The 26,657-nt window shown below is 73.6% G+C and carries 20 protein-coding genes, 2 tRNA genes and 1 pseudogene; 11 read left to right on the top strand and 12 right to left on the bottom strand.

The window, feature by feature from the left end; all coding sequences use genetic code 11:
• Positions 1-4 precede the first annotated feature (4 nt).
• The 5 genes from GUI43_RS19195 to GUI43_RS19175 all read right to left on the bottom strand — a co-directional run bounded on the left by GUI43_RS19195 (position 5) and on the right by GUI43_RS19175 (position 4,471).
• Positions 5-1,495 (bottom strand): phosphatase PAP2 family protein, encoded by a 1,491-nt coding sequence (locus GUI43_RS19195; protein ID WP_112699431.1) that lies wholly within the window; start codon positions 1,493-1,495, stop codon positions 5-7.
• A gap of 69 nt (positions 1,496-1,564) precedes the next feature.
• Entirely contained in the window at positions 1,565-2,566 is a 1,002-nt protein-coding gene (locus GUI43_RS19190) for a YihY/virulence factor BrkB family protein (protein ID WP_091400795.1), read from the bottom strand.
• Positions 2,559-3,563: a diacylglycerol/lipid kinase family protein gene (locus GUI43_RS19185; protein ID WP_112585589.1), complete on the bottom strand. Its 1,005-nt coding sequence runs from the start codon at positions 3,561-3,563 to the stop codon at positions 2,559-2,561. The genes GUI43_RS19190 and GUI43_RS19185 overlap by 8 nt, the downstream gene beginning before the upstream one ends.
• Before the next feature lie 93 nt (positions 3,564-3,656).
• Positions 3,657-4,235 carry a Clp protease N-terminal domain-containing protein gene (locus GUI43_RS19180; protein WP_112585066.1) on the bottom strand — a complete coding sequence of 193 codons (579 nt, stop codon included), beginning with the start codon at positions 4,233-4,235 and terminating at the stop codon, positions 3,657-3,659.
• Complete coding sequence (locus tag GUI43_RS19175; protein WP_007457155.1) at positions 4,235-4,471, bottom strand: HTH domain-containing protein; 237 nt, start codon at positions 4,469-4,471, stop codon at positions 4,235-4,237. The genes GUI43_RS19180 and GUI43_RS19175 overlap by 1 nt, the downstream gene beginning before the upstream one ends.
• Positions 4,472-4,623: 152 nt before the next feature.
• On the opposite strand from GUI43_RS19175, the gene GUI43_RS19170 reads away from it, so the two are divergent.
• The 3 genes from GUI43_RS19170 (at position 4,624) to GUI43_RS19160 (ending at position 8,814) form a co-directional block, all read left to right on the top strand.
• Positions 4,624-5,484: a universal stress protein gene (locus tag GUI43_RS19170; RefSeq protein ID WP_112585064.1), complete on the top strand. Its 861-nt coding sequence runs from the start codon at positions 4,624-4,626 to the stop codon at positions 5,482-5,484.
• 67 nt (positions 5,485-5,551) lie between these two features.
• Positions 5,552-7,945 carry a phosphoketolase family protein gene (locus GUI43_RS19165; protein ID WP_112585585.1) on the top strand — a complete coding sequence of 798 codons (2,394 nt, stop codon included), beginning with the start codon at positions 5,552-5,554 and terminating at the stop codon, positions 7,943-7,945.
• Positions 7,906-8,814 (top strand): universal stress protein, encoded by a 909-nt coding sequence (locus tag GUI43_RS19160; RefSeq protein WP_428842222.1) that lies wholly within the window; start codon positions 7,906-7,908, stop codon positions 8,812-8,814. Before GUI43_RS19165 ends, GUI43_RS19160 begins: the two co-directional genes overlap by 40 nt.
• Positions 8,815-8,863: 49 nt before the next feature.
• Here the strand turns inward: GUI43_RS19160 and GUI43_RS34650 are convergent, their stop codons facing one another.
• Both GUI43_RS34650 and GUI43_RS19155 read right to left on the bottom strand, forming a co-directional pair.
• The gene (locus GUI43_RS34650) at positions 8,864-9,307 is read right to left on the bottom strand and encodes a hemerythrin domain-containing protein (protein ID WP_373861863.1); all 444 of its coding nucleotides are present in this window, start codon (positions 9,305-9,307) and stop codon (positions 8,864-8,866) included.
• 24 nt (positions 9,308-9,331) lie between these two features.
• Positions 9,332-11,209 (bottom strand): annotated as a pseudogene (locus tag GUI43_RS19155) (heavy metal translocating P-type ATPase); the annotation flags it as partial.
• A gap of 230 nt (positions 11,210-11,439) precedes the next feature.
• Between GUI43_RS19155 and GUI43_RS19150 the strand changes: the two are divergent.
• Positions 11,440-12,423 (top strand): Acg family FMN-binding oxidoreductase, encoded by a 984-nt coding sequence (locus GUI43_RS19150; protein WP_112699430.1) that lies wholly within the window; start codon positions 11,440-11,442, stop codon positions 12,421-12,423.
• 97 nt (positions 12,424-12,520) lie between these two features.
• Positions 12,521-14,194, top strand: a complete 1,674-nt coding sequence (locus GUI43_RS19145) for a sensor histidine kinase (protein WP_428842223.1) — start codon at positions 12,521-12,523, stop codon at positions 14,192-14,194.
• 16 nt (positions 14,195-14,210) lie between these two features.
• Here the strand turns inward: GUI43_RS19145 and GUI43_RS19140 are convergent, their stop codons facing one another.
• Entirely contained in the window at positions 14,211-14,849 is a 639-nt protein-coding gene (locus tag GUI43_RS19140) for a response regulator (RefSeq protein ID WP_030488585.1), read from the bottom strand.
• Between the two features lie 193 nt (positions 14,850-15,042).
• Here GUI43_RS19140 and GUI43_RS19135 point away from each other — a divergent pair, with 193 nt between their 5' ends.
• Positions 15,043-16,017 (top strand): Acg family FMN-binding oxidoreductase, encoded by a 975-nt coding sequence (locus tag GUI43_RS19135; RefSeq protein WP_112585058.1) that lies wholly within the window; start codon positions 15,043-15,045, stop codon positions 16,015-16,017.
• Positions 16,018-16,032: 15 nt separating this feature from the next.
• Here GUI43_RS19135 and GUI43_RS19130 read toward each other — a convergent pair whose 3' ends face one another.
• Complete coding sequence (locus tag GUI43_RS19130; RefSeq protein ID WP_112699429.1) at positions 16,033-17,025, bottom strand: NAD-dependent epimerase/dehydratase family protein; 993 nt, start codon at positions 17,023-17,025, stop codon at positions 16,033-16,035.
• A 239-nt stretch (positions 17,026-17,264) separates the two neighbouring features.
• On the opposite strand from GUI43_RS19130, the gene GUI43_RS19125 reads away from it, so the two are divergent.
• Genes GUI43_RS19125 through GUI43_RS19110 form a run of 4 tightly spaced genes read left to right on the top strand, consistent with a single transcriptional unit; the run spans position 17,265 to position 24,844 of the window.
• Positions 17,265-18,197: an ABC transporter ATP-binding protein gene (locus tag GUI43_RS19125; RefSeq protein WP_112585054.1), complete on the top strand. Its 933-nt coding sequence runs from the start codon at positions 17,265-17,267 to the stop codon at positions 18,195-18,197.
• On the top strand, positions 18,194-18,916 hold the full coding sequence (locus GUI43_RS19120; protein WP_112699428.1) for an ABC transporter ATP-binding protein: 723 nt from the start codon (positions 18,194-18,196) through the stop codon (positions 18,914-18,916). The genes GUI43_RS19125 and GUI43_RS19120 overlap by 4 nt, the downstream gene beginning before the upstream one ends.
• A 7-nt stretch (positions 18,917-18,923) precedes the next feature.
• Entirely contained in the window at positions 18,924-22,088 is a 3,165-nt protein-coding gene (locus tag GUI43_RS19115) for a permease (RefSeq protein WP_112699427.1), read from the top strand.
• Complete coding sequence (locus tag GUI43_RS19110; protein WP_112699426.1) at positions 22,085-24,844, top strand: FtsX-like permease family protein; 2,760 nt, start codon at positions 22,085-22,087, stop codon at positions 24,842-24,844. The genes GUI43_RS19115 and GUI43_RS19110 overlap by 4 nt, the downstream gene beginning before the upstream one ends.
• An 84-nt stretch (positions 24,845-24,928) precedes the next feature.
• On the opposite strand, the gene GUI43_RS19105 is transcribed toward GUI43_RS19110, so the two are convergent.
• Together GUI43_RS19105 and GUI43_RS19100 are read right to left on the bottom strand one after the other, a co-directional pair.
• Positions 24,929-25,003 (bottom strand) — tRNA-Val (locus GUI43_RS19105).
• Positions 25,004-25,029: 26 nt separating this feature from the next.
• Positions 25,030-25,102, bottom strand: a tRNA-Gly gene (locus GUI43_RS19100).
• A gap of 147 nt (positions 25,103-25,249) precedes the next feature.
• On the opposite strand from GUI43_RS19100, the gene GUI43_RS19095 reads away from it, so the two are divergent.
• On the top strand, positions 25,250-25,492 hold the full coding sequence (locus tag GUI43_RS19095; protein WP_091400768.1) for a DUF6458 family protein: 243 nt from the start codon (positions 25,250-25,252) through the stop codon (positions 25,490-25,492).
• Positions 25,493-25,659: 167 nt separating this feature from the next.
• Here GUI43_RS19095 and GUI43_RS19090 read toward each other — a convergent pair whose 3' ends face one another.
• On the bottom strand, positions 25,660-26,616 hold the full coding sequence (locus GUI43_RS19090) for an NADP-dependent oxidoreductase (RefSeq protein WP_112699425.1): 957 nt from the start codon (positions 26,614-26,616) through the stop codon (positions 25,660-25,662).
• Positions 26,617-26,657 lie beyond the last annotated feature (41 nt).

Genomic DNA, 26,657 nt, shown 5'->3' with positions numbered 1-26,657 from the left:
GCGCCTAGTCAGCTCGGCCGGCCCGCGCCAGCTCGTCGTCGAGGCTGCCCACGTCCTCCGACTCGATGGCCGGTCGGTTGCCTTCCTTCAGGTCCTCGTTCGGTCGAATCACCAGGTAGAGCAAGCCGATCCAGAGCGCGGAGAGCAGGATCGCGCCCATGAAGTCGGTCGGGTGGTGCATCCCCCGGTACATCCGGGAGGTGGCCACCCCGACCGGCATGAGCACGGCCAGCGCCACGAAGATCCAACGCCACCACCGGTCGGTACGCGGGAAGACGACGAGGGTGATCGCCAGCCAGACGCAGATCGTGGCCGCGATGTGCCCGGACGGGAACGACGAGGTGGGCATCTGCCCGTCCAGGTTCTCCACCGGCGGACGCGGCCGGTCGACCGCGCGGGCCGACGCGAGGAAGAGGGTCAACTCCCCCACCATCGCCAGCGCCACGAAGAGCACCGGGCGCCAGCGCCGCCACACGGCCAGCACCAGCGGGCAGAACACCAGCGAGATCAGCAGGATGGCATGGGTGTCACCGAACTTGCTCCACCACCAGCTGACGTCGGTCAGCACCTCGGTGTGCCGCTCGGCGAACCACTGCGGCACCTTGGTGTCGAGGGTGTCGAAGAAGGTGCCCTTGGCGTGGTAGCTGACGTACGTGCCGAAGCCGTACAGCGCGCCGAACACGATCACCCAGCCAACCAGCAGCTCGGCCACCGCCGAGCGGGGATGGGCCAGCACGTGTTCCTCGGCCGGGGCGGGGGCGATGTCGTGCCCCGCCTCCGGCTCCAGGCCCTCGGTCAACGGCGGCACCGGCCGGCCACGCTCCTGCCGCCACAGTCGGAAGGCGTACGCGGTGACGCCCAGCCAGGCGGCCCCGAGCAGCCAGGCGGCCAGCACGTCGGAGACGAAGTGCACGCCCAGCGCGATCCGGGTCAGCCCGACCAGTGCCACCAGCACACCGACGCCGACGATGGCCGGCTTACGCCAGCGGGGCGCCATCGCCGGCAGGAACACCAGCAGCAGCGCTCCGTACGCGACGAACGAGCCGAGCGCGTGCCCGCTCGGGAAGCTGTTGCCGGGCGCGCTGGCGATCGGCACGTCCACGACCGGGCGGAGCCGGCCGACAAGCGTCTTCAGTGACGGGTCGAGGATCAGGCCACCGACCCCCGTGATGATCAGGTAGACGGCGAGTCGAGGCTGCCGCCGGATCAGCAGCCCGACCACGGCGATGGTGACCAGCCAGATGAGGATCGGTCGGCCGCCCAGGTCCGTCACCGCCTGGAGCACTGTGACCAGCGCGTGGTGCGGGGCGACGAGCCCGTTGAACCACTCGGCGAGCCCGTGGTCGACATCCTGCAACGGGCTCCACTGCACCCGGACGAGCAACAACAGCAGCCCGAAGGCCACCCCGGCACCGGTGACGGCCACCAGACCGGCAATGCTCCGTTCGGCGAAATGACCGATCGGACGGCGAGCCACCTCTTTGACCGCGGTCACCCCGCACCTCCCTTATCTGTCTGGCGAGGCGCTTTACCCGATCCGCGTCCGTCGTACACGCCGGTGCCGTCAGAGCGCTGACATGTCACCGGTGTCGTAGAGCTCGGCGCGGTCCGGGTCGGGCTCCCACAGGTCCGGTTGGGCGGGCTCCTGCACACCGATGCGCAGCGCCTCCAGCTGGGCGGCGAAGGACAGCCCGCCGAAGAGCGCCATCCCGGTCAGGTTGGCCCAGAGCAGCAGCGCCATCATGCCGGTCAGGGCGCCGTAGGTCTGCCCGAAACCGTCACTGAACCGCACGTACGCGGCGAGCAGCAGGCTGGCCAGCCACCACAACGCCGTGGCGATGCCGGCGCCGAACAGCAGCCAGGACAGGCCGGGCTGGTTGCGGCGCGGCGCGTGTCGGAACAACACGGCCACGGCGACGACGGTCAGCGCGAGACTCAGCGGGAACCGGATCACGTCCCAGATCCCGTTGGCGAGTTCGCCCCACTCATAGTGTTCGCGGACCGAGTCGCCCATCGCGCCGCCGCCCACCAGGATCAGGAAGCCGGCGAGCGCGGGCAGGCCGGCGGTGACGGCCAGCACGGCGGCCCGCAGGTACTTGCGCAGGGCCGGGCGGTCCCGCTCGACGCCGTAGATGCGGTTGGCGCCCCGCTCGATCTGGGCCATCGTGGTGGTGAGCGCGAACAGACCGGTGAGCAGACCGAGGGTGAGCGCCAGCTCCCCGGCGTCCTCGACGCGTTCGCCCTCGCCCAGCAGCTCGGAGACCATCTGCGAGCTCTGGCCGGGGGTGAGCGCCAGGACGGTGTCGGCGACCACCTGGCCGCCCTCCTCGACGCCCAGCTCGCTGATCAGGCCGGTGAGGGCGATCAGGAAGGGCACCACGGCGAGGCAGAGTTGCAGCGCGAAGGCCCGGGAGTGGCTGAACCCGTCGCCGTAGCGGAACCGGATGAACGCGTCCCGCAGCAGGTGCCAGCCACCCTGCCCGCGCAGCGTGTGCCAGGCGTCGTCGGCGGACAGCTCCTCATCGGCCATCAGCCGGGTCTCCGGCACGATGCGGGTGCTACTCACTGCGTGCTTCCTCGATCAGCTGCTCGCCCCGCTCCCCGGCACCTTGCGCGTCGACGGCCAGGTCGGGAGCGTCCTCGGGCTGGGGGACGCAGAGCCAGAGCGCCTGCGGCCGGACCTCCGCGCGCAGCTGGCGGCCCGGGGAGATCAGGTCGCCGTCCAACTCCCGAGGTTGCGCCCGGTTGCTGGTGACCACCACCCGCCGGCCCCGGAAAATTTCCAGCTGCGGCACCTGGCCGCTGCGGCGGATCACCGCCCAGCCGAGCGCGAGCCAGTGCCGCAGGTTGCGCGGGGTGAGCACGGCGACGTCGAGCCAGCCGTCGTCCGGCTCGGCCTCGGTCAGCAGGGTCACGCCGCCCTGCAGGCGGCCGACGTTGGCGATCAGGACCGAGCGGGCCCGGCGACGCACCGGCGGCCGGTCGTCGATACGGATCTGCACCCGCATCGGCCGGTCCCGTAGGTGGCGGGCGGCACCCATCACGTACGCCGGCCAGCCGATGCGGGCCTTGGTGGTCTCGTTGGTGGCTTCGAGCATCTGGGCGTCGAAGCCCATGCCGGCCATCACTGTGAAGTACTTGTCCTCGACAGCGCCGACGTCGAGCAGCCGTCGGCCGCGTTCGACGGCGACCTGCAACCCGGCGGCCAGGTCGGTGGAGAGCCCCAGGTTGGCGGCGAGCAGGTTGCCGGTGCCCTGCGGCAGCACGGCGAGGGCGACATCGGTGCCGACCAACCCGCTGACGCAGGACATCACGGTGCCGTCGCCCCCGCAGGCGAAGACCAGGTCGACGCCGGCCTTGACGGCCTGCTCGGTCTGGCCGCGACCGGGGTCGTCGACGGTCGTCTCGTACCACTGCGGCGCGGGCCAGCCGGCCGCGGTCAGGGCGTCGTCGACGGTACGACGCAACTCGTCGAGATCGTCGACCTTGACCGGGTTGACCACCACCGCGGAGCGCAACCCGCCGTCGCCGCCCGAGGGCCGCCTGTCCTGTCCAGCATCCACGGCGCCAGTGTGCAGCACCCGGACGGCTTCAGCGACCCGGCGACCGGCGCGCGTCGGAAGTGCCACAGACAGGTTTCAACCCGGCCCCAACCGTCAGGCCGCCGCCCGCAGTGCGAGCTCCACCCGCCGGCGCAGATCGTCGAGGTCGACCCCGGACTCGGTGAGCACCAGAGCTCCCAGCCCGTTGCCCTCCCGGAGCACCCCGAGCAGGATGTGCTCGGTGCCGATGTGGCGGTGGCGCAGGCGCAGGGCCTCCCGCAGGGACAGCTCCAGCACCTTCTTCGAGCGGGGCGAGAACGGGCCACCGAGGTACCGCTTACGCCCCCAGCGGCGGCGCGGCGCCGGCACCGCCTCCCGTAGCGCGTCCGGGCCGAAGGACTGCTCGATGCGGGCAACGATCGCGGCCAGGTCGATGCCGATCTCCCGCAGCGCCGCCGCGTCCGCGTCACCGAGGCCCGCGCCGCCGCTGGCGGTGTGCCGGCGGACGCGTTCGCGCAGGTCGTCGGCGCGTACCCCGGCGTCGGCGAGCACCCGGCTGGCCAGCCCGGCCTCGTCGGCGAGCAGGGCGAGCAGCAGGTGCTCGGTGCCGACGGGGCGCTGGCCCTCGACCCGCGCCTCCTCCAGCGCCCGTCGCACCACGTCGCGCGCCCGGTCGGTGAATCGTTCGAACATCACGCCTCCCAGGATGAGTTGACCGCCGGTCGCCCGGCGTGCTTCTTGTGCACTGCCTGCCGGCTGACCTCGAGCGCGTCGGCGATCTCCTGCCAGGACCAGCCCTGTCGTCGGGCGTTGTCCACCTGGACCACCTCGAGCCGCTCGAGGAGCCGGCGTAGCGCGCGGACGGCGCGCAGCCCGACCCGGGGGTCGGTGCTGCCGGCTGCCGCCGCGAGTTCTGTCGCCTGACTCATGCCGTCAACATACGTTGACAGCCCCTCTGATGTCAACCCTGGTTGACGAGCGGCGGTCGCAGCGGATCGGACCCGCCATCGTGCTCATCCGACTACCCTCGGTCAGGGACAGCTTGGTCGTGCCGGGCGCGACGCCCGGGAGGTGATATCGGATGGCCGCACCCGCCGACGCAGCGGTGCTGGTCGGCCTCGGGTCGGAACTCGACCTTCCGGTCGTCGAACAGGCCGCGCAGGAGGCCGCCGACCACGGCCGGCCACTGCACCTGCTGCACACCTTCGACTGGAGCGCGGCCTTCGCCGCGGACACCGTTGCCGCACCCCGCGACCAGGCCGAAAAACTGATCACCCGCGCCGCCCAGCTCGCGCATCAGACCGAGCCGGGGCTGACCGTACGCGGGGAGATCGTCGAGAGCTCCATGCTGCCCACCCTCATCCGCCGCTCGGAGGTCGCCTTCCTGCTGGCCGTCGGCGACAGCGGCATGGCGGGCAGCGGTCAGTGCGTTCCGGCCGAGACGACAGCCGTGCAGTTGGCCGCCCGGGCCGGCTGCCCCCTGTTGGTGGTCCGGCGTGAGCCGCCACCGCAGGGCCCGGTGCTGGTGGGCGTGGACGGCTCGCCCAGCTCGCACCTCGCCCTGCAGTGGGCCGTGGAGTGCGCGGGCCGCCGCGACGCCCGACTGCTCGCCCTGCGGGTGGTGGAGTACGACGAGGACACCGACGCGGTCGCCGAGCAGCTCACCGAGGCAATGGCCCGGCACACCGGCCGGGACAACACAGTGCCGACCGAGTGTCGCGTGGTACGCGGCGACCCCGCCGAGGTGCTGATCGACACCTCCCGCAACGCGCAGGTGGCGCTGGTCGCCGCCCGCGGCGACGAACCGGGCCGGGCCATGCTGGGCGCGGTCGCCCAGTCCCTGCTCTACCACTCCCCGGCCCCGGTGGTCGTCGTCCGCGGCCTGGCCGAGGCGCCGCTGACCGGGCCTGGTGCCCGCCCGACGGGGGACCAACGGCCCTGACCCGGGGCGTCCGCAGTGACCAGGCTGGACGCCGGACGCCCCACTCCTACCCGCGAGAGGCAGCATGATGGAGACCGCTCTCGACGTGCACCGCGCCCTCACCGACGACGAGTTGCGCCGGCTGGACGCCTACTGGCGCGCCGCGAACTACCTCACCGTCGGGCAGATCTACCTGCTGGACAATCCGCTGCTGCGCGAGCCGCTGACCCCCGACGACATCAAACCGCGGCTGCTCGGGCACTGGGGCACCAGCCCCGGCCTCAACCTGATCTACGCCCACCTCAACCGGGTGATCGTGGCGCGCGACCTCAACGCCATGCTGGTCACCGGCCCCGGTCACGGCGGCCCGGCCATCGTGGCCAACACCTGGCTGGAGGGCACCTGGTCGGAGCGCTACCACGACGTGGCCCGCGACGAGGCCGGGATGTCCCGGCTCTTCCGCCAGTTCTCCTTCCCGGGCGGCATCCCCAGCCATGTCGCGGCGGACGTGCCGGGTTCGATCCACGAGGGCGGCGAGCTCGGGTACGCGTTGAGCCACGCCTACGGCGCCGCGTTCGACCACCCGGACCTGCTGGTGGCCTGCGTGATCGGCGACGGCGAGGCGGAGACCGGGCCGCTGGCCGGCAGTTGGCTCTCCGACGTGTTCCTCAACCCGGCGCGCGACGGCGCGGTGCTGCCCATCCTGCACCTCAACGGCTACAAGATCGCCAACCCGACCGTGCTGTCCCGGATCCCCGAGGCCGATCTGCTCGACCTCATGCGCGGATCGGGCTACCAGCCGTACGTGGTGGCCGGTGACGAGCCCGACCGGGTGCACCGGACCCTCGCCGCGACATTGGACCGTGTGCTGAACGAGATCGCCGAGATTCAGCGGCGGGCCCGCTCCGGAGGCGCCGTCGAACGCCCCCGCTGGCCGATGATCATTCTGCGGACGCCGAAGGGCTGGACCGGCCCGCGTGAGGTCGACGGCACCCAGGTGGAGGGCACCTACCGCGCCCACCAGGTGCCACTGTCGGGCGTACGCGACAACCCGGCACACCGGGCCGAGCTGGAGCACTGGCTGCGCAGCTACCGGCCGGAGGAGCTGTTCGACGCGACCGGCGCCCCGGTGGAGGAGCTGCTGACGCTGCCGCCGCGCGGTGACCGGCGGATGAGCGCCAACCCGGTCACCAACGGCGGCGTGGTGCTGCGTGACCTGACCCTGCCGGACTTCCGCGACTACGGCGTGGAGGTTCCCGAACCGGGTACGCCGGTCGCCGGCGCGACCGGGGTGCTCGGCCCGTGGATCCGCGACGTCATCAGCGCCAACCCGGAGACGTTCCGGCTGTTCGGCCCGGACGAGGTCGCGTCCAACCGGCTGGGCGCGGCGTTCGAGGTGACCGACCGGGCCTGGGTGGCCGCCACAGTGCCCGGCGACGACCACCTCTCCCCCGACGGGCGGGTCATGGAGGTGCTCTCCGAGCACCTGTGCCAGGGCTGGCTGGAGGGCTACCTGCTGACCGGCCGGCACGGCGTGTTCACCAGCTACGAGGCGTTCATCCACATCGTCGACTCGATGCTCAACCAGCACGCCAAGTGGCTGAAGGTGACCCGGGCCATCCCCTGGCGGCAGCCGATCGCCTCGCTGAACTACCTGCTCTCCAGCCACGTCTGGCGGCAGGACCACAACGGCTTCTCCCACCAGGACCCGGGCTTCATCGACCACGTCGTCAACAAGAAGGCCGAGGTGGTGCGGGTCTATCTGCCGCCGGACGCCAACACGCTGCTCGCCACGATGGACCACTGCCTGCGCAGCCGGCACTACATCAACGTGGTGGTGGCCGGTAAGCAGGCCGCCCCGAACTGGTTGACGATGACCGAGGCGATCCAGCACACCCGGCGTGGCCTGGGCATCTGGGAATGGGCCAGCAACGACGGCGGTACCGAACCGGACGTGGTGCTCGCCTGCTGCGGAGACGTGCCCACCCTGGAGACATTGGCCGCCGTCGAGCTGCTGCGCCAGAACCTGCCGACGTTGAAGGTGCGCCTGGTCAACGTGGTCGACCTGATGCGACTCCAGCCGGACACCGAGCACCCACACGGCCTGACCGACAACGAGTTCGACACCATCTTCACCGAGGACCGGCCGATCATCTTCGCGTACCACGGATATCCGTGGCTGATCCACCGACTCACCTACCGCCGCACCAACCACGAGAACCTGCACGTGCGCGGGTACAAGGAGGAGGGCACCACCACCACTCCGTTCGACATGGTGATGCTCAACGACCTGGACCGCTTCCACCTGGTCATCGACGTCATCGACCGGGTGCCCGGGCTGGCCGCCAGCGCCGCGCACCTGCGCCAACGGATGGTCGACGCCCGACAGGCGGCCCGCGACTACACCCGCCAGTACGGCGAGGACGACCCCCAGGTCGCCGAATGGCGCTGGGTCCGCGAAACCGACCCGACCACCCCCTGAAGGAGGACGACGTGCGCGACGCGGAGATCCTGGTCGGCTACGACGGCTCCACCGACGCCTCGGTGGCCCTGGACTGGGCCGTGGAGGAGGCGCGGCACAGCGGCCAGCCGGTGCGGCTGGCGTACGTCTTCGAATGGCTGACAGTGGCCAGTTGGGTCGGCCCGGGCGTCGCGCCCGGCGTGTGGCCGGACGACACCGCCCGCCGTCAGGTCGAGGACCTGGTCCGCAGGGCCGCGGCGGACGCCACCGCGGCAAACCCCGGGCTGCGGATCACCGGCGAGGTGTACGACGGGCCGCCCGCGCTGGTGTTGCAGGAACGCTCCGCGGAGGCCGGGATGCTGGTGCTGGGCAGCCGGGGTCACGGCGGCTTCGGCGGCCTGCTGGCCGGGTCGACGGCGGTCTCGGTCGCCGCGCACGCCCACTGCCCGGTCGTGGTGGTCCGGGACGGGGGCGGCAGCGCCGCGACCGACACGTCGGGCCGCCCGGTGGCTGTCGGGGTGGACGGCTCGGAACCGTCGCTGGTGGCGCTCGGCTACGCGGCCGAACGGGCGGCGCAGCGGCAGCTGCCGCTGCGCGTCCTGCACGCCTGGACACCGGGCCCCGGCGGGGCGGCCGGGGTGCCCGACGAGCGGGCCGCCGTGGAGCAGGCGCTGGAGCCGTGGCGGCGAACATTCCCCCAGTTGGCGGTGACCGTCGACCTGGAGTCGACAAGCCCGTCGGCGATGCTGATCGAGGCGAGTCGGGACGCGCGGCTGGTAGTGGTCGGCAGCCGGGGCCGGGGCGGGCTGGCCGGCATGCTGCTCGGCTCGGTCAGCCAACAGCTCATCCAACACGCCGCCTGCCCGGTCGCCGTGGTCCGCGAACGCTGACATCAGTCGGGCGGGGCCGCACCCGCGGGCACGGCGGCCCGGCCCGGGGTCACCGCCGCGCGGTCGTCGGATCGGACGGGTCGAGGGAGAAGAACTCCTCCTCTTCCTGAGCCAGGTGCAGGCGCAGCACCGCGTCCAACCCGTAGAGGGTGGCCAGCAGGTCGGGAACCTGGTCGGGGCGCAGCCGACCGTCGGCGGTCTGGGCGAGTTGGGCGCCGAGCAGGTCCACCTGGCGGCGGATCTCCACATGTGCCCGGCTCATCGTCGACGTCGCCTCCCCGCTGCCCAGCGGGGAGGCCAGCGCGGGGTAGAGCTGTCGCTCCTCGGCAGCCTCGTGCGGCAGCACGCGTTCGGTCAACCGCCGGTGCGTCTCGCGTACCGCCGGCAGGCACCTCGGCGACGCCGGGTCGGTGGCGACCAGGTCGGCCGTGTCCCGCAACCCGGCCAGCACGTCGCGTACCACCTGGTGTTCCCCCGCGTAGTGGGCGAGCAACTCCCGGGTACGCGGCGGGACGTCGCGCCGGCGCAGCCCACCCCTCAGTGCCCGCAGCGCGTTGAGGATCACCAGCACGTCGATGCCCTCCTGCAGGAACGCGCCAGCGACCGGGGGCAGCCGTCCGACCGCCGCCACGAGCATCGCCAGCACAGCCAACCCCATCCCGACGGTGGCGCTCTGCACGGCGATCTGCCGGGCGTACCGGGCGATCTCCACCGCGTCGGCGAGCCGGTCCAGCCGGTCCACGGTGAGCACCGCGTCCGCCACGTCCGCTGAGGCGCTCGCGCCGGTCGCACCCATCGCGACGCCCACGTGCGCCTCAGCCAGCGCGGGAGCGTCGTTGACCCCGTCGCCGACCATCACCGTGACCGCCTGGTCGGCCTCCGCCCGGACCCGGGCCACCTTCTCCTGCGGCGTGCAGCGGGCAAGCACGTCGTCCACCCCGACCATCGCCGCGACCTGCGCGGCGGTGGTCGGTTGGTCGCCCGTGACCAGCACGATCCGCCGCAGCCCCGCCGCACGCAGCCGGCGTACAGTCCGGCGAGCGTCGGGGCGCACCGGATCCTCCAGCAGGATCGCGCCGAGCGGTCCACCCTCGTCGCTGACCCACACCGCGGACCAACCGGCCAGCTCGGTGCGGGCCCGCGCCCGATCTGCCCACTCGGGCAGCTTCCCGGTGACCTGACCGACCCGGACCACTCGGCCGTCGACCCGGCCGCTGACCCCCCGTCCCGGCTCCTCGGTGACGCCGGTCGGCTCGGTCAGTGTCAGCCCTCGATCGCGAGCCTGCCGGACCAGCGCGGCGGCCAGCACGTGCGGAGACAACTGCTCCACCGAGGCCGCGAGGCGCAACACCTCGTCACGATCACCACCCGGGGCGACGACCGTTTCGGCGGCGCGCGGGCGGCCGGCGGTCAGCGTGCCGGTCTTGTCCACCAGCAGTGTCCGAGCCCGGCCGAGCAGTTCCAGCGCTCCACCGTCGCGGACCAGGACCCCGCGCCGGGCCACCCGGGACAGGCCGGACACGATCGCGATCGGGGTGGCCAGCAGCAGCGGGCAGGGGGTGGCCACCACCAGCACCGCCACCGCCCGGACCACGTCGCCGGAGAGCAACCAGCCCAGCCCGGCCAGGACCAGCGTGAACGGCACGAACGCGGCGGCGTACCGGTCGGCCAGCCGCACCATCGGGGCCTTGCGGGCGGTCGCCTCCTGGGCCAGCCGGACGATCCCGGCGTACGTGCTCTGCGCCGCGTTCTTCGTCGCCCGCATGCCGAACCCCGCGCCGGCGTTGACCACACCACTGGCCACCGCCTCCCCGGCGGCCCGCTGGACCAGCCGCGACTCCCCGGTCACCACCGACTCGTCCAGCGTGGCCGCCTCGTCGACCGTCCCGTCGACCGGCACCACGTCCCCCGGCCCGACCAGCAACCGGTCCGCCACCGCCACCCGGTCCAACGGCACCACCTCGATCGCGCCGCCAGGCCCACGCCGACGGGCGGTACGCGGAGCGCGCGCCAGCAATGCCCGCAGGTCGCGGGTCGCCCGGCGCTGCGCGTACGACTCCAACGACCGCCCGGTCGCCAGCATCACGGCAATGACCGCCCCGGCCAGGTACTCCCCGACGCCGAGCGCACCGGCCAGCGCCAGCACGGCGATCACGTCCACTCCGAAGTGCCGGCGCCACAACGAGCGCAGCATCGACCACGCCGCCGGCAGCAGCGCGGCCACCGTGACGGATGCCCAGATCAGGTTGGCCGCATTCGGTCGGTCCGCGATCCGCAGCGCCACGCCGGCCAGCACCCCGAAGCCGAGCCCGAACAGCGGCGCCCACGCCCACCACCGCCGCACGCCTCCGCGGACCGGCTGCTCCGGTACGCACTCGCTCGGCTCGGCCCTCACCTGCGCATCGTCGCAGCCGGTGGGCGGCCAACGGCCGGACACTGGGCGTTTCGCCCGGTCGACGGAGGCCGTGGCGGTACCGGACCTGGTACGGCGGGCGTAACGGCCCGGCGGGGTCGGGACCTGCGGCCCCTGCGCGCGCACCACTAGATGACCCAGGATGAGGCGGCAACCCCCGACGCGGCGACGCGGCGTACGGCACGATGAGCAGAGACGGAAAGGTCGTGACCATGAGTCAGGAAAGTCGACTGACCACCGCGCTGGCGGAGGCCGCCGCCACCGCCGGCCACGCCCCCTCGGTGCACAACACCCAGCCGTGGCGCTGGCGGGTGCTGCCCGACGCGTTGGAGCTGCGCTCGGTCGCCGACCGACAGCTCGCGGCCAGCGACCCCGACGGGCGACTGCTCGCGGTCAGCTGCGGCACCGCCCTGCACCACGCCCGACTGGCGCTGGCCGCCGAGGGGTGGCGTGCCGTGGTGGAGCGGCTGCCCGACCCGGGCGACAGCGAGCTGCTGGCCCGGCTGACCGACCTCAGCCACACCGGGGCCGACCCGGACGCCATGCGCATGGTGCAGTGCATGCAGGTGCGACACACCGACCGGCGGCCGGTCAGCGACGAGCCGGTTCCGCCCTCAGCGATCGAGGAGATCACCCGGGCGGTCAACGCGGAGGGCTGCCGGCTGCAGATCCTCGACCGTGACCAGGTGCTGGAGCTGGCCGCCACCGCCGCGCACGCCGACACGGTCGAGGCCGAGGACCCGGAGCTGCGCACCGAGCTGGCGTACTGGACCAGCCGGGCCGGCTCGGGCACCGGCCTGCCGGCGGAGGTGCTGCCCGAGCAGCCCGCGCAGACCACAGTGCCGGGCCGGGACTTCGGCCGTCCCGGCAGCCTGCCGATAGGCCCGGGCCACGACCGGATGGCGGTGTACGCGATGCTGCACGGCGACGAGGACGAACGGGACAGCTGGTTGCGTGCCGGCGAGGCGCTATCCGCCGGTTGGCTGACCGCCACCCGACTCGGCGTGTCAGTGGTGCCGCTCAGCGCGGTGGTGGAGGTGCCGGGCACCCGGCAGACCCTGCGGCAGCTGCTCTCCGGGATCGGCTTCCCGTACCTCGTGCTGCGGTTGGGCATCGCGGACCCGGCACACGCCGGCCCGCCGCACACGCCGCGGTTGACCACCGCGCAGGTGGTCGACACCTCGGCCGTCGGCTGACGGGTCTGGCGACGAGCGGCACCGGCGCTACCATCCCCCGGTGACCAGCAGTGTGCCGCCGCCCCGTCCGGAATCGTCCCCGGCACCGTCGCTCGGGCTGAGCCCGCTGTCGCGGGTCCGTCTCGACGAGTTGTTGCAGGAGATGCTGGTCCGCGTCGGTGAGGTGGTGACCAGCCGGGAGCGTCTGCGGGCCCTGCTCGACGCGGTGGTCGGCATCGGCACCAACCTGGATCTGCGCACCACTCTGCAACGCATCGTGCAGGCGGCCTGCGAGTTGGTCGGCGCCCGGTACGGCGCGCTCGGCGTGGTCGGCCCGGACCGGCTGCTGCACGACTTCATCGTCCACGGGATCACGCCCGAGCAGCATGAGCGGATCGGCGACCTGCCGCACGGGCGGGGCGTGCTCGGCCTGCTCATCGACGATCCCCGGCCACTGCGGATGCCCGACATCACCCAGCACCCCCGCTCCTACGGGTTCCCGGCCAACCACCCGCCCATGCACAGCTTCCTGGGCGTGCCGGTCCTCATCCGGGACCAGATCTTCGGCAACCTCTACCTGGCGGAGAAGAAGGGCGGTGCGCAGTTCACCGAGGACGACGAGGAGATCGTCGTCGCGCTCGCCGCCGCCGCCGGCGTGGCCATCGAGAACGCCCGCCTGTACGCCCTGGCGCACCGGCGGGAACGCTGGCTCGCCGCCACCGCCGAGATCACCACGGTGCTGCTCGGCGAGGTACGTCGTATCGACGCGTTGGCGTTGGTCGCCCGCCGAGCCCGCGAGGTCGCCGAGGCCGAGCTGGCACTGGTGCTGCTCTACGACAACGACACCGAGCAGTTCTCCGTGGAGGTGGTCGACGGCACCGACGAGCAGGCCCTCGCTCTCGTCGGAGCGGTCCTGCCCGCCGTCGACACCAGCTTCGGCGCGGCGGTCGCCGAGGGCCGGCACGACCAGGTGGACGACCTGGCGCACGCAGCGCCGTGGCCGGCGCTGCTGCACACCGGCCCCGCGATGATCTCACCACTCGCCACCGCCGAGACCCTGCACGGTGTGCTGATCGTGGCGCACCGGCCGGAGCGCGGCGGTGGCGCCAGCGAGGAGGATCTGACGCTGCTGGGCAGCTTCGCCGGGCAGGCCGCGCTGGCGATGGAACGGGCGCGCGGCCAGGAGGAACGGGAACTGCTGGTGGTCCTTGAGGATCGCGAGCGGATCGCCCGCGACCTGCACGACGTGGTGATCCAACGGCTCTTCGCCACCGGCCTGCAACTCCAGAGCGCCGCGCCGATGGCCCGCCCCGAGGTGGCCAAGCGGATCAACGCGGCCGTCGACGACCTGGACGCCACCATCCGGGACATCCGCCGGACGATCTTCGAGCTGCGTACGCCGATGACCTCGGAGCTGCGCACCGAGATCCGTGCGGAGATCGAGGCGGCCGCCGAAGCGCTGGGCTTCAAGCCGCACCTGGAGCTGACCGGGCCGGTGGACAGCGCCGTGCCGGACGCCATCCGCCCGGACCTCACCGCCGTGCTGCGCGAGGCGCTGTCGAACGTGGTCCGCCACGCGCAGTCCACCCGCGTCGACGTCGTCGTACGCGTCGACGCCGGCCAGGTCACCGTGATGGTCACCGACAACGGGGTGGGCTGCGACCCGGCCGCCGCCCGGGGCGGCCTGGTCAACCTTCGCGAACGCGCCAGCCGCCTCGACGGCACCTTCACGATCGCCCCGGCCGAGCCGCACGGCACCGAGGTGCGCTGGGCCGTGCCGCTGCGCGACTGACCCCCGCGCCCCTGGGTCAGGGCGTTTTGCCGAGCAGACGCGTGGCCAGAACGGCGGCCTGCGTGCGGCGCTCCAGGCCCAGCTTGGCCAGCACGCTGGAGACGTAGTTCTTGACCGTCTTCTCCGCCAGGAACATCCGCCCGGCGATCTCCCGGTTGGTCAGCCCCTCGGCCACGTACTCCAGGATCCGCCGCTCCTGCTCGGTGAGCGACCTCAGCTCGCGCGGCTGCTCGACGCCGTTGCGGATGCGCTCCAGCACCCGGGTGGTGATCGCCGGGTCCAGCAGCGACTGCCCGGCCGCGACGCGGCGCACCGCGTCGACCAGGTCGGTGCCACGGATCTGCTTGAGCACGTACCCGGCGGCACCCGCCATGATCGCCGCGAACAGCGCCTCGTCGTCCTCGTAGGAGGTGAGGATCAGTCCCTTGATGGACGAGTCGACGGCGCGGACGTCACGGCACACGTCGATGCCGTTGCCGTCGGGCAGCCGTGCGTCGAGGATCGCCACGTCGGGCCGCAACGCCGGGATGCGGCGGGCCGCCTCCTGCGCCGAGCCGGACTCGCCGACCACCTCGATGTCGCCGCTGCTCTGCAACAGGTCGGCCAGGCCACGGCGGACGACCTCATGGTCGTCGAGGAGGAACACACGGATCATTCCTCGTTTCTACCCGCTGCCCACTGCCCACCGCACGGGCCGAAAGTCCCGATCGGCACGCGGCGAGCGGGCGCTCGGACCCGACTGGTCGGGACGTCCGGCCCTGCTCGGCGACCACCGAACGATGGACCGTGAAGGTACGCCGGCACCGCGGCACCACCCGCCGCCGGCCCAGTGGGAGAGGAGCACCGCCATGGACATCGGCTACACCGCAGCCCAGCTACGGACCGCCGCCGTGGACGCGGTCCGGGCACCGTCGTTGCACAACACCCAACCGTGGCGGCTACGGCTGCGCGACGGCGGCATCGAGGTGCTGGCCGACCCCACCCGCCGGCTGCCGGTGACCGACCCGAGCGGGTGGGGTCTCCGGATCGCCTGCGGCGCGGCGTTGTTCAACCTGCGGATCGCCCTGGCCGTGGCCGGCAGCCCGGCCCAGGTGCGGCTACGCCCCGACCGAGCCGAGCCGGACCTGCTGGCTCGGCTGGTACCGGACCTTCCGCGCCGGCCCACCCCCGCCGAGCAGAGCCTGTACGCGGCCATCCCCCGCCGGTTCAGCAACCGCCTGCCGTTCTGGCCGGACCCGGTGCCGGCCGACGCCCGGTGGCGCCTCGGCGAGGCGGCCCGTGCCGAGCAGTGCTGGTTGGAGCTGCTGATCGGGGTGAGCGCGGTCTCCGCGTTCGGGGAGATCGCGCGCAGCGCGCACCGGGTGCTGGAACGCGACCCCGCGTACCGGGCCGAACGGGAAGGATGGCTGCGTCGGGAGTCGACCCCGGACGGCGTGCCCGGCTCGGCCGGAGGTCCGCAGGGCGAGCCGCAGGACGTCCTCCCGACGCGCGGCTACGGTGGGCGCGACCGCGCCCCCGGACGGGACTTCGAACCGGAACCCCTGGTGGGTGTGCTGGGCTCGATGGGCAACACCGCCGTGGACCAGGTGATCGCCGGGCAGGCCCTGCAACGCCTGCTACTCACCGCCACGGATGTCGGACTCAGCGTGTCGATGCTCTCCCAGCCCATCGAGGTGCCCACGGCGCGGGAACAACTGCGGGTGTCCCTGGGCCGGTTCGGCACACCGCAGATGGCACTGCGGATCGGGTACGGCCAGCCGGGTCGGCCGACCCCCCGACGCAGCGTCGACGAGGTGCTGGACCTGCCGGTGGTGTCCGCCTGACCCGCCGGGACACGGTCAAGCGGCGAGCACGGCGGCCTCCACGGTCGGGTCCAGCCCGATCGAGCTGCGCTGCGGTCGCCCGGCACGCGGCGGAACCGCACCGACCTCGCGCAGCCAGCGCCAGGTGTCGCCGACGGTCTCGGCCACCGGCCGGCAGGTCAACCCGGCAGCCAGCGCCCGGGTCACGTCCTGCTCCAGCAACCCCCGGTACGGATGCCCGCGCGGCAGCCAGATCGGCAGGTCGCTCCACGGCTGCACCCCGGCGGCGAGGATCGACGCCGGATCGGTCCACCGCAGCCGGGCGTCGGCGCCGGTGGCGGCCACGCACGCGTCGAGCAGCTCGCCCATCGTGGTCTGCGCCGGACGACCGACCGCGTTGAACGTGCCGCGCACCCGCCGGGTGCCCGCCTCCAGCATCCACCCCGCCAGGTCGCGGACGTCGACGTACTGCACCGGCAGGTCGGCCGGCGCGGGGGCGAGCACGTCCCCGCCCCGCTCGACGCGCCGTAGCCACCAGGGCAGCCGACCGATGTCCTCGCCCGGGCCCAGGATCAGGCCGGCCCGCGCGACCAGCGCACGCTGACCGAACACCTCCCGCACGGCGCGCTCGGCACCGGCCTTGAGCTGCGGGTAGTCGCCGTCGACGGAGCCCGGGTCGGCGGCCACCACCGGGGAGTCCTCATGCAACCCCGCCGCCGCATGGTCGGCGTAGACCGAGCCGCTGGACACGTACACGTAGTGGCCGACCGCGTCGACCAGGGCGCGGGCAGCGTCGCCGGCGGCCCGGGGCGCACCGTCCCAGGTGTCCACCGCGACGTCCCACTCGCCGCCGGCCAGCGCGGCCAGGCCGTCCGGCGCGGTGCGGTCACCCCGCAACCGGTGTACGCCGGACGGCACCGTGCCGTGCAGCCCTCGGTTGAACACCGTCACCGACCAGCCGCGGCGCACGGCCTCGGTGACAGTGGCCCCGCCCACGAAGCCCGTACCGCCCAGCACCAGCAGTCTCATGCGCTTCACAGTGCCGGCCCCGGCCGGCGAAGGGCACCCCTGTTCACCGGCAGCGGATCTGCCCGCGGCAGAACCCGGGTCCGGTGCTCGGGAGACACCGGTCGGGTCGTTCACATCGGCCCCTCGTCCACCATGCAGGAAAGCCGCCCAGGGCATGGTCAACGGAGCCGCCGATTGCGAAACTGCTTCAATCTGCGTCAGCACGGGCAATCGAGGCGCACAACCCGGACGGAGAAGGCGTGTCCAGCACACCGCTGTCCCTGCCGCAGCCATCGGCGCGGGCACCCGAGTTCGGCCGGGACGCGCTCATAGTCTGCGAAAACCTGGTGCGGATCTACCAGACCGGTTCGATCGAGGTACAGGCACTGCAGGGGCTGGACCTGGCCGTGGAGAGCGGTGAGCTGGTCGCCGTCGTCGGTGCCTCCGGATCGGGCAAGTCGACACTGCTCTCCATCCTGGCCGGCATCGACGCCCCCACCGCCGGGCGGGTCCGGGTCGACCGGTGGAACCTGCTGGCGATGTCCCGCGCGGACCGGGTGGACTACCGGCGGCACACCGTCGGGTTCGTACGGCAGCAGACGGCGAGCAACCTGATCCCCTACCTGACCGCACGGGAGATGGTGGACCTGCCGATGACGGCGGCCCGTACCGCGAAGAAGGAGCGCCGGGAGCGCGCGGCCGAGCTGCTGGACAGCCTCGGTGTCGCCGACTGCGCCGATCGCCAACCCGGGCAACTCTCCGGAGGGCAGCAGATGCGGGTCGCCATCGCTGTGGCGCTGGCCAACCAGCCGCGGGTCCTGCTCGCCGACGAGCCGACCGGCGAGCTGGACGCCGCCACGTCCGCGGAGGTCTTCGGCGTGCTGCGCGACGTCAACCGGCGCTACGGCGTCACAGTCGTCGTGGTGACCCACGATCCGGAGGTCAGCGGCCAGGTCGAACGGACCGTCGCGATCCGGGACGGGCGCACCAGCAGCGAGGTGCTGCGCCGCACCACCACCGACGCGGAAGGCGACACGCACATGATCGCCGAGGAGTACGCCGTGATGGACCGGGCCGGGCGGGTCCAGGTGCCCCGCGAGTTCCGCCAGGCGCTGGCGCTGACCCGACGGGTCCGGCTGGCCCTGGAACCCGACCACATCACGATCCGCCCCGACTCGGGAAGCGGCGAGTGAGCAGTCAGCCGCTGCTGAGCGTGCGCGGCGTACACCGGCGCTTCCGCACCGGGCCGACCGTCGTACACGCCCTGAACGGCGTGTCGTTCGACGTGGCCGCCGGTTCGATGGTGGCGCTCGTCGGCCGGTCCGGCTCGGGCAAGACCACCCTGCTCAACGTCATCGGCGGCCTGGACCGCCCGGACGCCGGCACCGTGCACGTCGACGGCACCGACGTCACCGCGCTCGACGAGGATGGCCTGTCCCGGCTGCGGCGCGAGAAGGTGTCGTACGTCTTCCAGAGCTTCGGGTTGATCCCGGTGCTGTCGGCCGCGGAGAACGTCGCGGCACCTCTGCGGATGGCCCGCGTCGCCCCAGCCGAGCGCGAGCGGCGGGTCGAGTTGCTGCTGGAGCTGATCGGCCTGGCCGACCACGCCCGGCAACGGCCGGCCGAGCTGTCCGGCGGCCAGCAGCAGCGGGTGGCGATCGCCCGCGCGCTGGCCGCCTCGCCCCAGCTTCTGCTCGCCGACGAGCCCACCGGGCAACTGGACGCCGAGACCGGCCTGTCGGTGATGGCCCTGCTGCGCGGGATAGTGGAATCCGAAGGCGTCACCGTACTGGTGTCGACGCACGACGCGGTGATGATGGCCCTGGCCGACCGGGTGATCCGCATCCACGACGGACAGCTCGACGAACAGGCGGTCGGGCAGCCGTACGCTCCCGTGCCGGACGCCGGGTGACGCGACGATGAGGCTGGTCAGCCGGCGCGCCCGCGCGCAGTGGCCGTTGCTGGCAGCCCTGCTCGGGGTCGTCACGATCGGCGCGTCAGTGCTGGGTACCTGCACCCTGCTGACCACCCGCACCGCCGAGCGGGCGCTGGAGGTCGCCATGGCCCGCGCCGCCCCCGCCGCCGTCGACGTGACCGTCTACACCGGTACCGTCGAGGGCCCGGACACGCCGTCCGTCGCCGCCGACACCCGCACCGTGGTGGCCTCCACGCTCGCACCGTTCCCGGTGACGACAACCGCGCGGGCGTCGACGGTGCTGCGGGCGCTGCCGCCCGCACTCGCCGAGGGCACCACCGTCGGAGCTCAGGCGTACCTGTCGGGGCTGGACGACCTGCCGACCCGAAGCGAGCTGATCACCGGGCGCTGGCCACAGCACCCTGGCGACGCGGTGTTGCTGGAGTCCACCGCACAACTGCTCGGCCTCACCCCCGGTCACCGCGTACGCCTCGGCGCCGAGCTGGCCCACGCGCCCGTCCCGGCCATCGACGTGGTCGTCGTCGGTGTGGTACGCCCGCTGCCGGGGCGTGGCTGGGACCGCGACCCGCTGGCCGCGGCCGGCTCCGCCACCGGCTACCGGGACGGCCGCTTCCAGCAGCCGGTCAACGCCTACGGCCCGTTCCTCGTCGACCTCGCCGACCTGGTCACCACCGGTGCCACAGTCGACCGGCTGGAGGTCACCGCCCATCCTGACCTGTCCCAGAGCAAACGCCACGACCTGGAGACCGTGGCCGCAGCCGTCGACGGCGCCGACGGCCGGCTGGCGGGCACCCTCGGTGACCGCGTCCGGCTCGCACGTGTCGCCTCCGAACTGCCGCTGACCCTGCGGGCCGCCGACGACCAACGGCACGTCACCGCCGCCGTCGTGCTCGCCGTCGCCGTCCTCGGCGGTGTCCTGGCCGCGACGGCACTCGTCCTCGCCGGCCGGCTGACCACTGGCATCCGCGCCGACGAGACCGCCGTGCGGTCCGCCCTGGGCACCAGCCGTGGCCAACTCGCCGCCACCGCGACACTCGAGGCCGGGCTCGTCGCCGCCGTCGCCGCCGCGCTCGCGATACCGGCCTCGTCTGCCCTGCACGCCGGCCTGACCCACCTGCCACCGCTGGACGGCGCCGGCCTGACCGTCCGGCCGGCCATCGCCGCTGCCCAGGTCCTCGCGGTCGTCGGCGGCGCGCTGGTGCTCGCCGCTGTCCTCATCGTCCTGGCGATCCGGCCCGTCCCGGCAGCCGGCGACCAGCGCACCCGCCGCGAGCTGCTGGCCCGATCCGGCGGCGACCTGATGCTCGCGGTGTTCGCCGCCGCCGGATGGTGGCAGCTGTACGCCCAGCCCACCGCCGCCAGCCCACGCGCCGACGCGGTCCGGGTGCTCGCGCCGGCGCTACTGCTCACCGCAGGCGCCGCCCTGGCTCTCCGGGTGGTACTGCCCGCCCTTCGCGGCGCCGACCGGCTGGCGTACCGCGCCCACGGGCTGGCGCTTCCGCTGGCGGTCTCCGAGGCCGCCCGCCGGCCACAGGCGGTCGCCGCCGGGCTGCTCGTCGGGCTGGCCTGCGCGGCCGGAACCTTCGGCCTCGCCTTCGACGACACGTGGCACCAGTCGCAGCGCGACCAGGCCGCGCTCTCCGTCGGCACCGACCTGGCACTCACCCTCAGCACCGCGCCGGTGGCCGGCGACGGTGCCATCGTCAGCGCGGCCACCGCGGGGGCCGTGAGTCCGGCCCTCAACCGTGGCACCGCCGTCGGTCAATGGCTCGGCGGCGCCGGCGACGCGCCGCGCCTGGTCGCCGTCGACACCACCCGCGCGGACGCGCTGCTGCGCGGGCGGCTGGACAACGACAGCGGATGGGCGGACGTTGGTGCCACGCTGGCGCCACGCACCCGGGTCACCGGCCTCGCCGTTCCGGCTGGCGCCCCGCTCGTCCTGACCGGGACCACCGCCGGCGACACCCTGCTCGCCGTGACGCCCCGGCTGATGCTGCAGGATGCGACCGGCCTCCGCACGTCCTGCACCGGTCCCGCCGTACCGCTCGACGGCCAGCAGTTTCGGCTGCCCGCCTGCGCGACGGCTGACGGGCTGCGCCTCGTCGCGGTCGCCCTGCCGGTCACCGCCGACTCCGTCGGCGGACGCGTCGCCGTAGCCGTGACACTCACCGTGCCGCCCGCCGGGTCGGCGGAAACACCCACTGACGGATCGAATTGGACCGCCACGTCCGCGCCGCCCGTCCCGAGCAGGTTGAGCGACCCGACCGTCACGGTGTCCGCCACCCCGACGGGAACCACGCTGCGGATGGCCGCGACCGTCGACCTCGGCGGCGCCGAGGACGCCGCCCGGACCCTCGTCGCCACCGCCTTCCCGGACCCCGGCCCGGTGCCCGTGGCCGTCTCCGCCCGCTTCGCCGGCGAGGTCGGCGCCGAGAGCGGCAGCCGGCTCAGCGTCACTGTCGGCATCACGCCCGTCCCGGTCGTCGTCACCGAGGTCGTGCCGGCCGTACCGTCCGCCCCCGGCGCCGTCGCCGTCCTGGCCGACCTGGACACGCTGTCCCGCGCACGTGCCGTCACCGGCGACCTGACATTCCCGGTCGACGCCTGGTGGGTCGGCCACCCAGCCGGCCCCGGCGCCGGCGAGCGGGCCACCGCCCTGCACCTGGGCACCGTCGCGACCCGCGAGGCGGAGACCGCCCGCCTCACCAGCGGCCCGCTGCGCGCCGGGCTGCCGGCCGCGCTGCGCCTCATCGTCCCGGCCGCGGCCCTGCTGCTGCTCGCCGGCGTCGTCCTGCACGTCACTTGTGACCTCCAGGTCCGCGCCGTCGAGGTGACGCGGCTGCGCGGCCTGGGGATGTCCCGGCGCGGCATCCGGGCCGTGCTGCTCGGCCAGCACGCCGCCGTTCTTCTGCCCCTGCTCGCGGCGGGCGCCGTCGTCGGCGCGCTCGTCACCCGCGTCGCCGCTCCCCTGCTCGTGCGCTCCGAAACCGGTGCCGCGCCCGCCCCGGCCACCGAGGCACACTGGCCGTGGCCGGCCGAGGCCGCACTTCTCGCCGTACTGCTGGCCGGATGCATGCTGGCGGTCGCCGTAGTGGTCACCGTCCAGGTCCGCCGGGCCGACGCCGCACACCTGCGGGTGGCCCCGTGAACCGGTGGCTGACCCGCCGGTGGCCGGCGCTGCACTGGCCCAGCGTCCGCGGCCGTGGCCGTGCCGACGCCGGGCCGCTGCTGCTCACCGCGACCGTCATCGCGGCCGTCGCGCTGCTCGCCGGGGCCGCGCCGGTGCTGCTCCGCGCCGCCGCCGACAAGGCCGTCCAGGACACGGTCCGCCGAGCCGGCAACGACTCGAACGTCCTCGTACGCGCCAACTGGGAACGCGACGACGGGCCGACCGGCGGGAGAGTCCGGATGCCCAGCCTCGCCGAGGACCTCGACAACTTCCGGGCCCGGGCGACATCGGCGCTCGGGCCCGATCTGGACGCCGCGCTACTCCCGCCCCTCGCCGCTGTCAATGGCCCGATCCTCACCATCACCGACGGCAGCGTGCCGCGTACCTTCCAGTTCACCTACCTGGCCGGTGACCTCGGCGGCCCGGACGTGACCTGGGTCGCCGGAAGCCCGCCCGGCCCCGCCGTCTCCGACGAGTACGTCGAGACCCCCTACGACGGGCCGCCCTGGCCGGTGCAGGTCGGCCTCTCCGAGGTGGACGCCGCCGCACTCGACCTCGGCCCCGGCGATCGAATCCCGGTCCGGGACGGCCAGGGGCGCGACAAGGACGTCCGGGTCAGCGGGATCTACCGACCCACGGACAGCGCCGACCCAGCCTGGCGGCTCGCCCCGGCGCTCCTGCGCCCCGTGCCCGGCGCCGACGGCGTGGGGACCACCCGGTTCGCCGGCCTGCTGTCGCGCGAGTCGTTACCGGACGCCCGGCTCGCCGTCGACGAGGATCAACTACGGCGCGCTGTCCACTTCGCACCCGTTCCCGACGCGCTCACCTGGGACGGCACCGCGGCGCTCGCCAGCCAGGTGGTCAAGCTCAAGGCGACCTCCGGCTCGTCAGGCGACCGCGAGCAATCCCTGAAGTGGGAATCGCAGCTCGACATCGCGTTGCGCGACGCCCGTGCACGGAACAACGCCGCTTCCACACAGGCCGCCGTCCTGCTCGCCGGGGTACTGACCGCCACGGTGCTGGTCCTGCTGCTCGCCGCCGACCTGCTGGTCCGCCGCCGTACCCCGGTGCTGAGCGCCGCCCGGCAGCGTGGGGCGGCGCTACCCGACCTCGGTGCGGAACTGATCATCGAGTCCACAGTGGTGTCCCTGTCGGCCGCCGCCGTCGGGCTCGCGCTCGCGCGCGCCGCCGCTCCGGGCGTCTCCTGGACCTGGGCCGTTCCCGTGGTCCTGGCCGGCGCTCTCGCCGGGCCGGCGTTCGGCACCCTCGCCGCCGCCCGCGCCAGCCGGGACCGGCGCCAACCCGCCAACCCGGCCGCTCGGCGCTGGATCCGGGCCACCGGCCAGTTGCGCCGCGCCGCAGTGGAGGCCGCCGTCCTGATCGCCGCGGTCGCCGCCTTCGTCACACTGCACCAGCGCGGGCTCCTGCCCGTCGCCTCCGACAGCGCCACCGGTGAGCTGACCGGCGACCTCATCCTGCCGGTCAGCGCCCTCGCTCTGGGCGCGCTCGTCGGCGCGCTCGTCCTGCTCCGGCTCCTGCCCCTCGGGGCGCGGTTCGCGCTCCGACAGGCCCTGCGCTCACGCCGCCCGCTGGCCGTGTTCAGTGCCGCCCAGGCGGCCACAACGGCCGGGCGTGCGCTGCCGCTGCTGGTTCTGGTCAGCACCACGGCGCTCGCGTCGTTCGCGCTCATCCTCGGCGCCACCGCCACCCGGGGTGTGACCGACGGCGCGTGGAGCACCGTCGGTGCCGACGCCCGCCTCGACGTCGGCGCCGACGCCGAGGCCGCCACGCCCGCACTCGCCGAGCGCATCGCCGCCGCACCAGGGGTGGAGCAGGTTGTCGTCGCGCAGGTGACCGACTCCGCACGCGTCTTCACCGAGTCGACGCTGCTCACCCCACGCCTGGTCATCGTGGACACCGCAGCGTTCCGGCGCCTGCTGGCCACCACTCCGCTGCCCGACGCGCCGGCGCTGGCCCGGCTCACGGCACCGGGTCCTGGCCCCGGGGAGGTCCCAGCGCTGGTCCGCTCGAGTGACGGCGATCTGCGCACCGGCACGCGACTGCAGCTACCTCGGGAAGACGCCCCGGCGATCCGACTCGCCGCCGTCGGTACCGCTCCCTCCGTCGGCGGCGTCAACAACGTCGTCATCGTGGACGCCGCGGCCCTCGCCGACGCCGGGCTGCCCGCCGTTCCGAACACCGTCTGGGTGACCGGCCCCGGCGCGGAGCGAGCCGTGTCGAACACCGGAGTCGCCTCCGACGTCGTGCTGCGTGCGGACGTCCTGCGGGCGCAGCGGGTGGCGCCGCTCACGGCAGGGCTGGTACGGCTGGCGTGGACGGCCGCCGGGGTGCTGCTGGCGCTGGGGTTGCTCGGCCTCGCGCTCGCCGCGGCCGCCGGTGCGTCGCAGCGGTGGCAGACCCTGACCCGGCTGCGGACCCTCGGCCTGCGGCCACGCGACGCCCGCTGGGTCGCCGCCGGAGAGCTGCTGCCGCCGGTAGTGGTCACCGCGGTGTACGGCCCGCTACTCGGGGCCCTGCTCGCACGTCTGACGCTCGGCCCGCTCGACCTGCGGCTGCTCACCGGCCAGGCCGCCGACCCGGCGGCGGTCCTGCCGTGGTGGCTGCTGGGCCTGGTGAGCGTGGCGCTGCTGGCGACGGCCGCCGCTGTCGTACCTGTCGAGTCGGCGCTGCGGCGACGCGACCGGCTGAGCGAGGTGCTCCGCGCCGGCGAGTGACCGATGGTCTCCCCGTGCGGGAAGCGGAAACGGCGAGACCCGTTACCGGATATCCGGTAACGGGTCATCTGATCCGCTTGTAGATGGTGGGCGATACTGGGTTTGAACCAGTGACCTCTTCCGTGTCAAGGAAGCGCGCTCCCACTGCGCCAATCGCCCGTGGTGGCCCCGTGGGGCACATCGCGAGCGGACGACGGGATTCGAACCCGCGACCCTCACCTTGGCAAGGTGATGCGCTACCAGCTGCGCTACGTCCGCACGTCCCCGGCAAGCGCCGGCGACAGGTGAACTCTACCCGATGCCAAGATCGCTTGGCACGGCACCCTGACCGGTCGCGGTTGCGCTGGTCCCGGCCGGGGTACTGAAGGGCTCGACAGCGCACCACACCCCCTTAAGGAGGCTGTCGTGGGTATCGGCACCAGCATCTTCCTGATCGCGCTCGGCGCGATCCTCACCTTCGCACTGGACGCGAGCGTCGGCGGCATCAACCTCGACGTGGTCGGCTGGATCCTGATGGGCGCCGGCGTGCTCGGCCTGATCATGACCACGCTGATCTGGGGTCGCCGCCGCCAGGTCGTCACCACCACCGAGCAGCCGGTGGAGTACCGCCAGGTCGAGGAGCGGCGGGACATCGCGCCGCCGCTGTGACCCGGGCCGGCTCCACCGCTGGCGGAGCCGCCAGACCACCGTGATTCCGGGCCGGCCGGCCGTCTCGTCGAAGGCGGCCGGCCCGTCGCACCGCGACCCAGCAGACGACGGGTAGGCACTGCCGCCGGTGAGTGGACCGCCATGCTCCGTTGGTGCCGGCGGCGGAATCAGAACTCGATGATCAACCGGCCGCGTACCCCTCCCGCTTCCAGGAGCTCATGCGCGCGGGCCGCCTCCTGCGGCGGGAACCGGCCGGCGACCCGCAACGTCAGCGCACCCTCCTCGGCGAGCCGCCGAAGCAGGTCGAGCTTGTCGCGGCGCCCGTCGTACTCGTGCACGTACGCGGACACCATGTCGATCCTCCGCTGGTCGGCCTGCGCGCGCAGCACCGGATCGGGCCCGCCGCGCAGCAGCGCCACGGCACCACCCTCGCGCACCGCGGGCAGCAACGCGCCACCGAGCAACGCGGTGTCGACGGCGGCGTCCACCCCGTCCGGGGCATGCTCCCGGAAGCGGTCGGCGACACCCGGACCTCGGGTCACCGTCACGTCGGCGCCGAGCGCGGCGACCAGGTCGGCGTCACCCGGCGCCGCGTCGGCAAACACCCGGTGACCGGCGGCCTTGGCGAGCTGTACCGCGTACCCGCCGACGGCACCGGCCGCGCCGGTCACCGCGAGGGTACTGCCGGGCGACAGCCGCAACTGGTCCAGGGCGTGCAGGGCGGTCAACCCGTTCAACGGCAGAGTGGCCGCCTCGGCGAGTGACACGCCCGCCGGAGCGGGCACCACCCAGGCCTCCGGGAGCACTACCCATTCGGCGTACCCGCCGCCGGCCGCCCGGGTCGGGTTGATCATGGCCATCACCGGGTCACCCGGGGCGAGTACGCCACTGGTGCCGGAGCCCACCTCGTCGATCGTGCCGGCGATGTCCTGGCCGGGCAGCAGCGGGTCGCTGCCGCGCAGTCGCACCGGCGTCATACCGGCGCGGATCAGCGTGTCCGCGGGGTTGACCGCCGCGGCGCGCACCCGGATGCGGACCTCGCCCGGGCCGGCGTGCGGCGTCGGAATCTCGACCACCCGCAGCACCTCGGGCCCGCCGTAGCGCAGCAGTCCGACCGCTCTCATGCTCGACTCCTCATTCGGGTAACCGGCCGCCCGCCGTGTCC

This window comes from Micromonospora noduli, from assembly GCF_003264365.1.
In the GTDB taxonomy this organism is placed as follows: domain Bacteria; phylum Actinomycetota; class Actinomycetes; order Mycobacteriales; family Micromonosporaceae; genus Micromonospora; species Micromonospora noduli.
The sequence above is the reverse complement of the archived record's forward strand: the minus strand, read 5'-3'. Positions and strand labels throughout refer to the sequence as shown.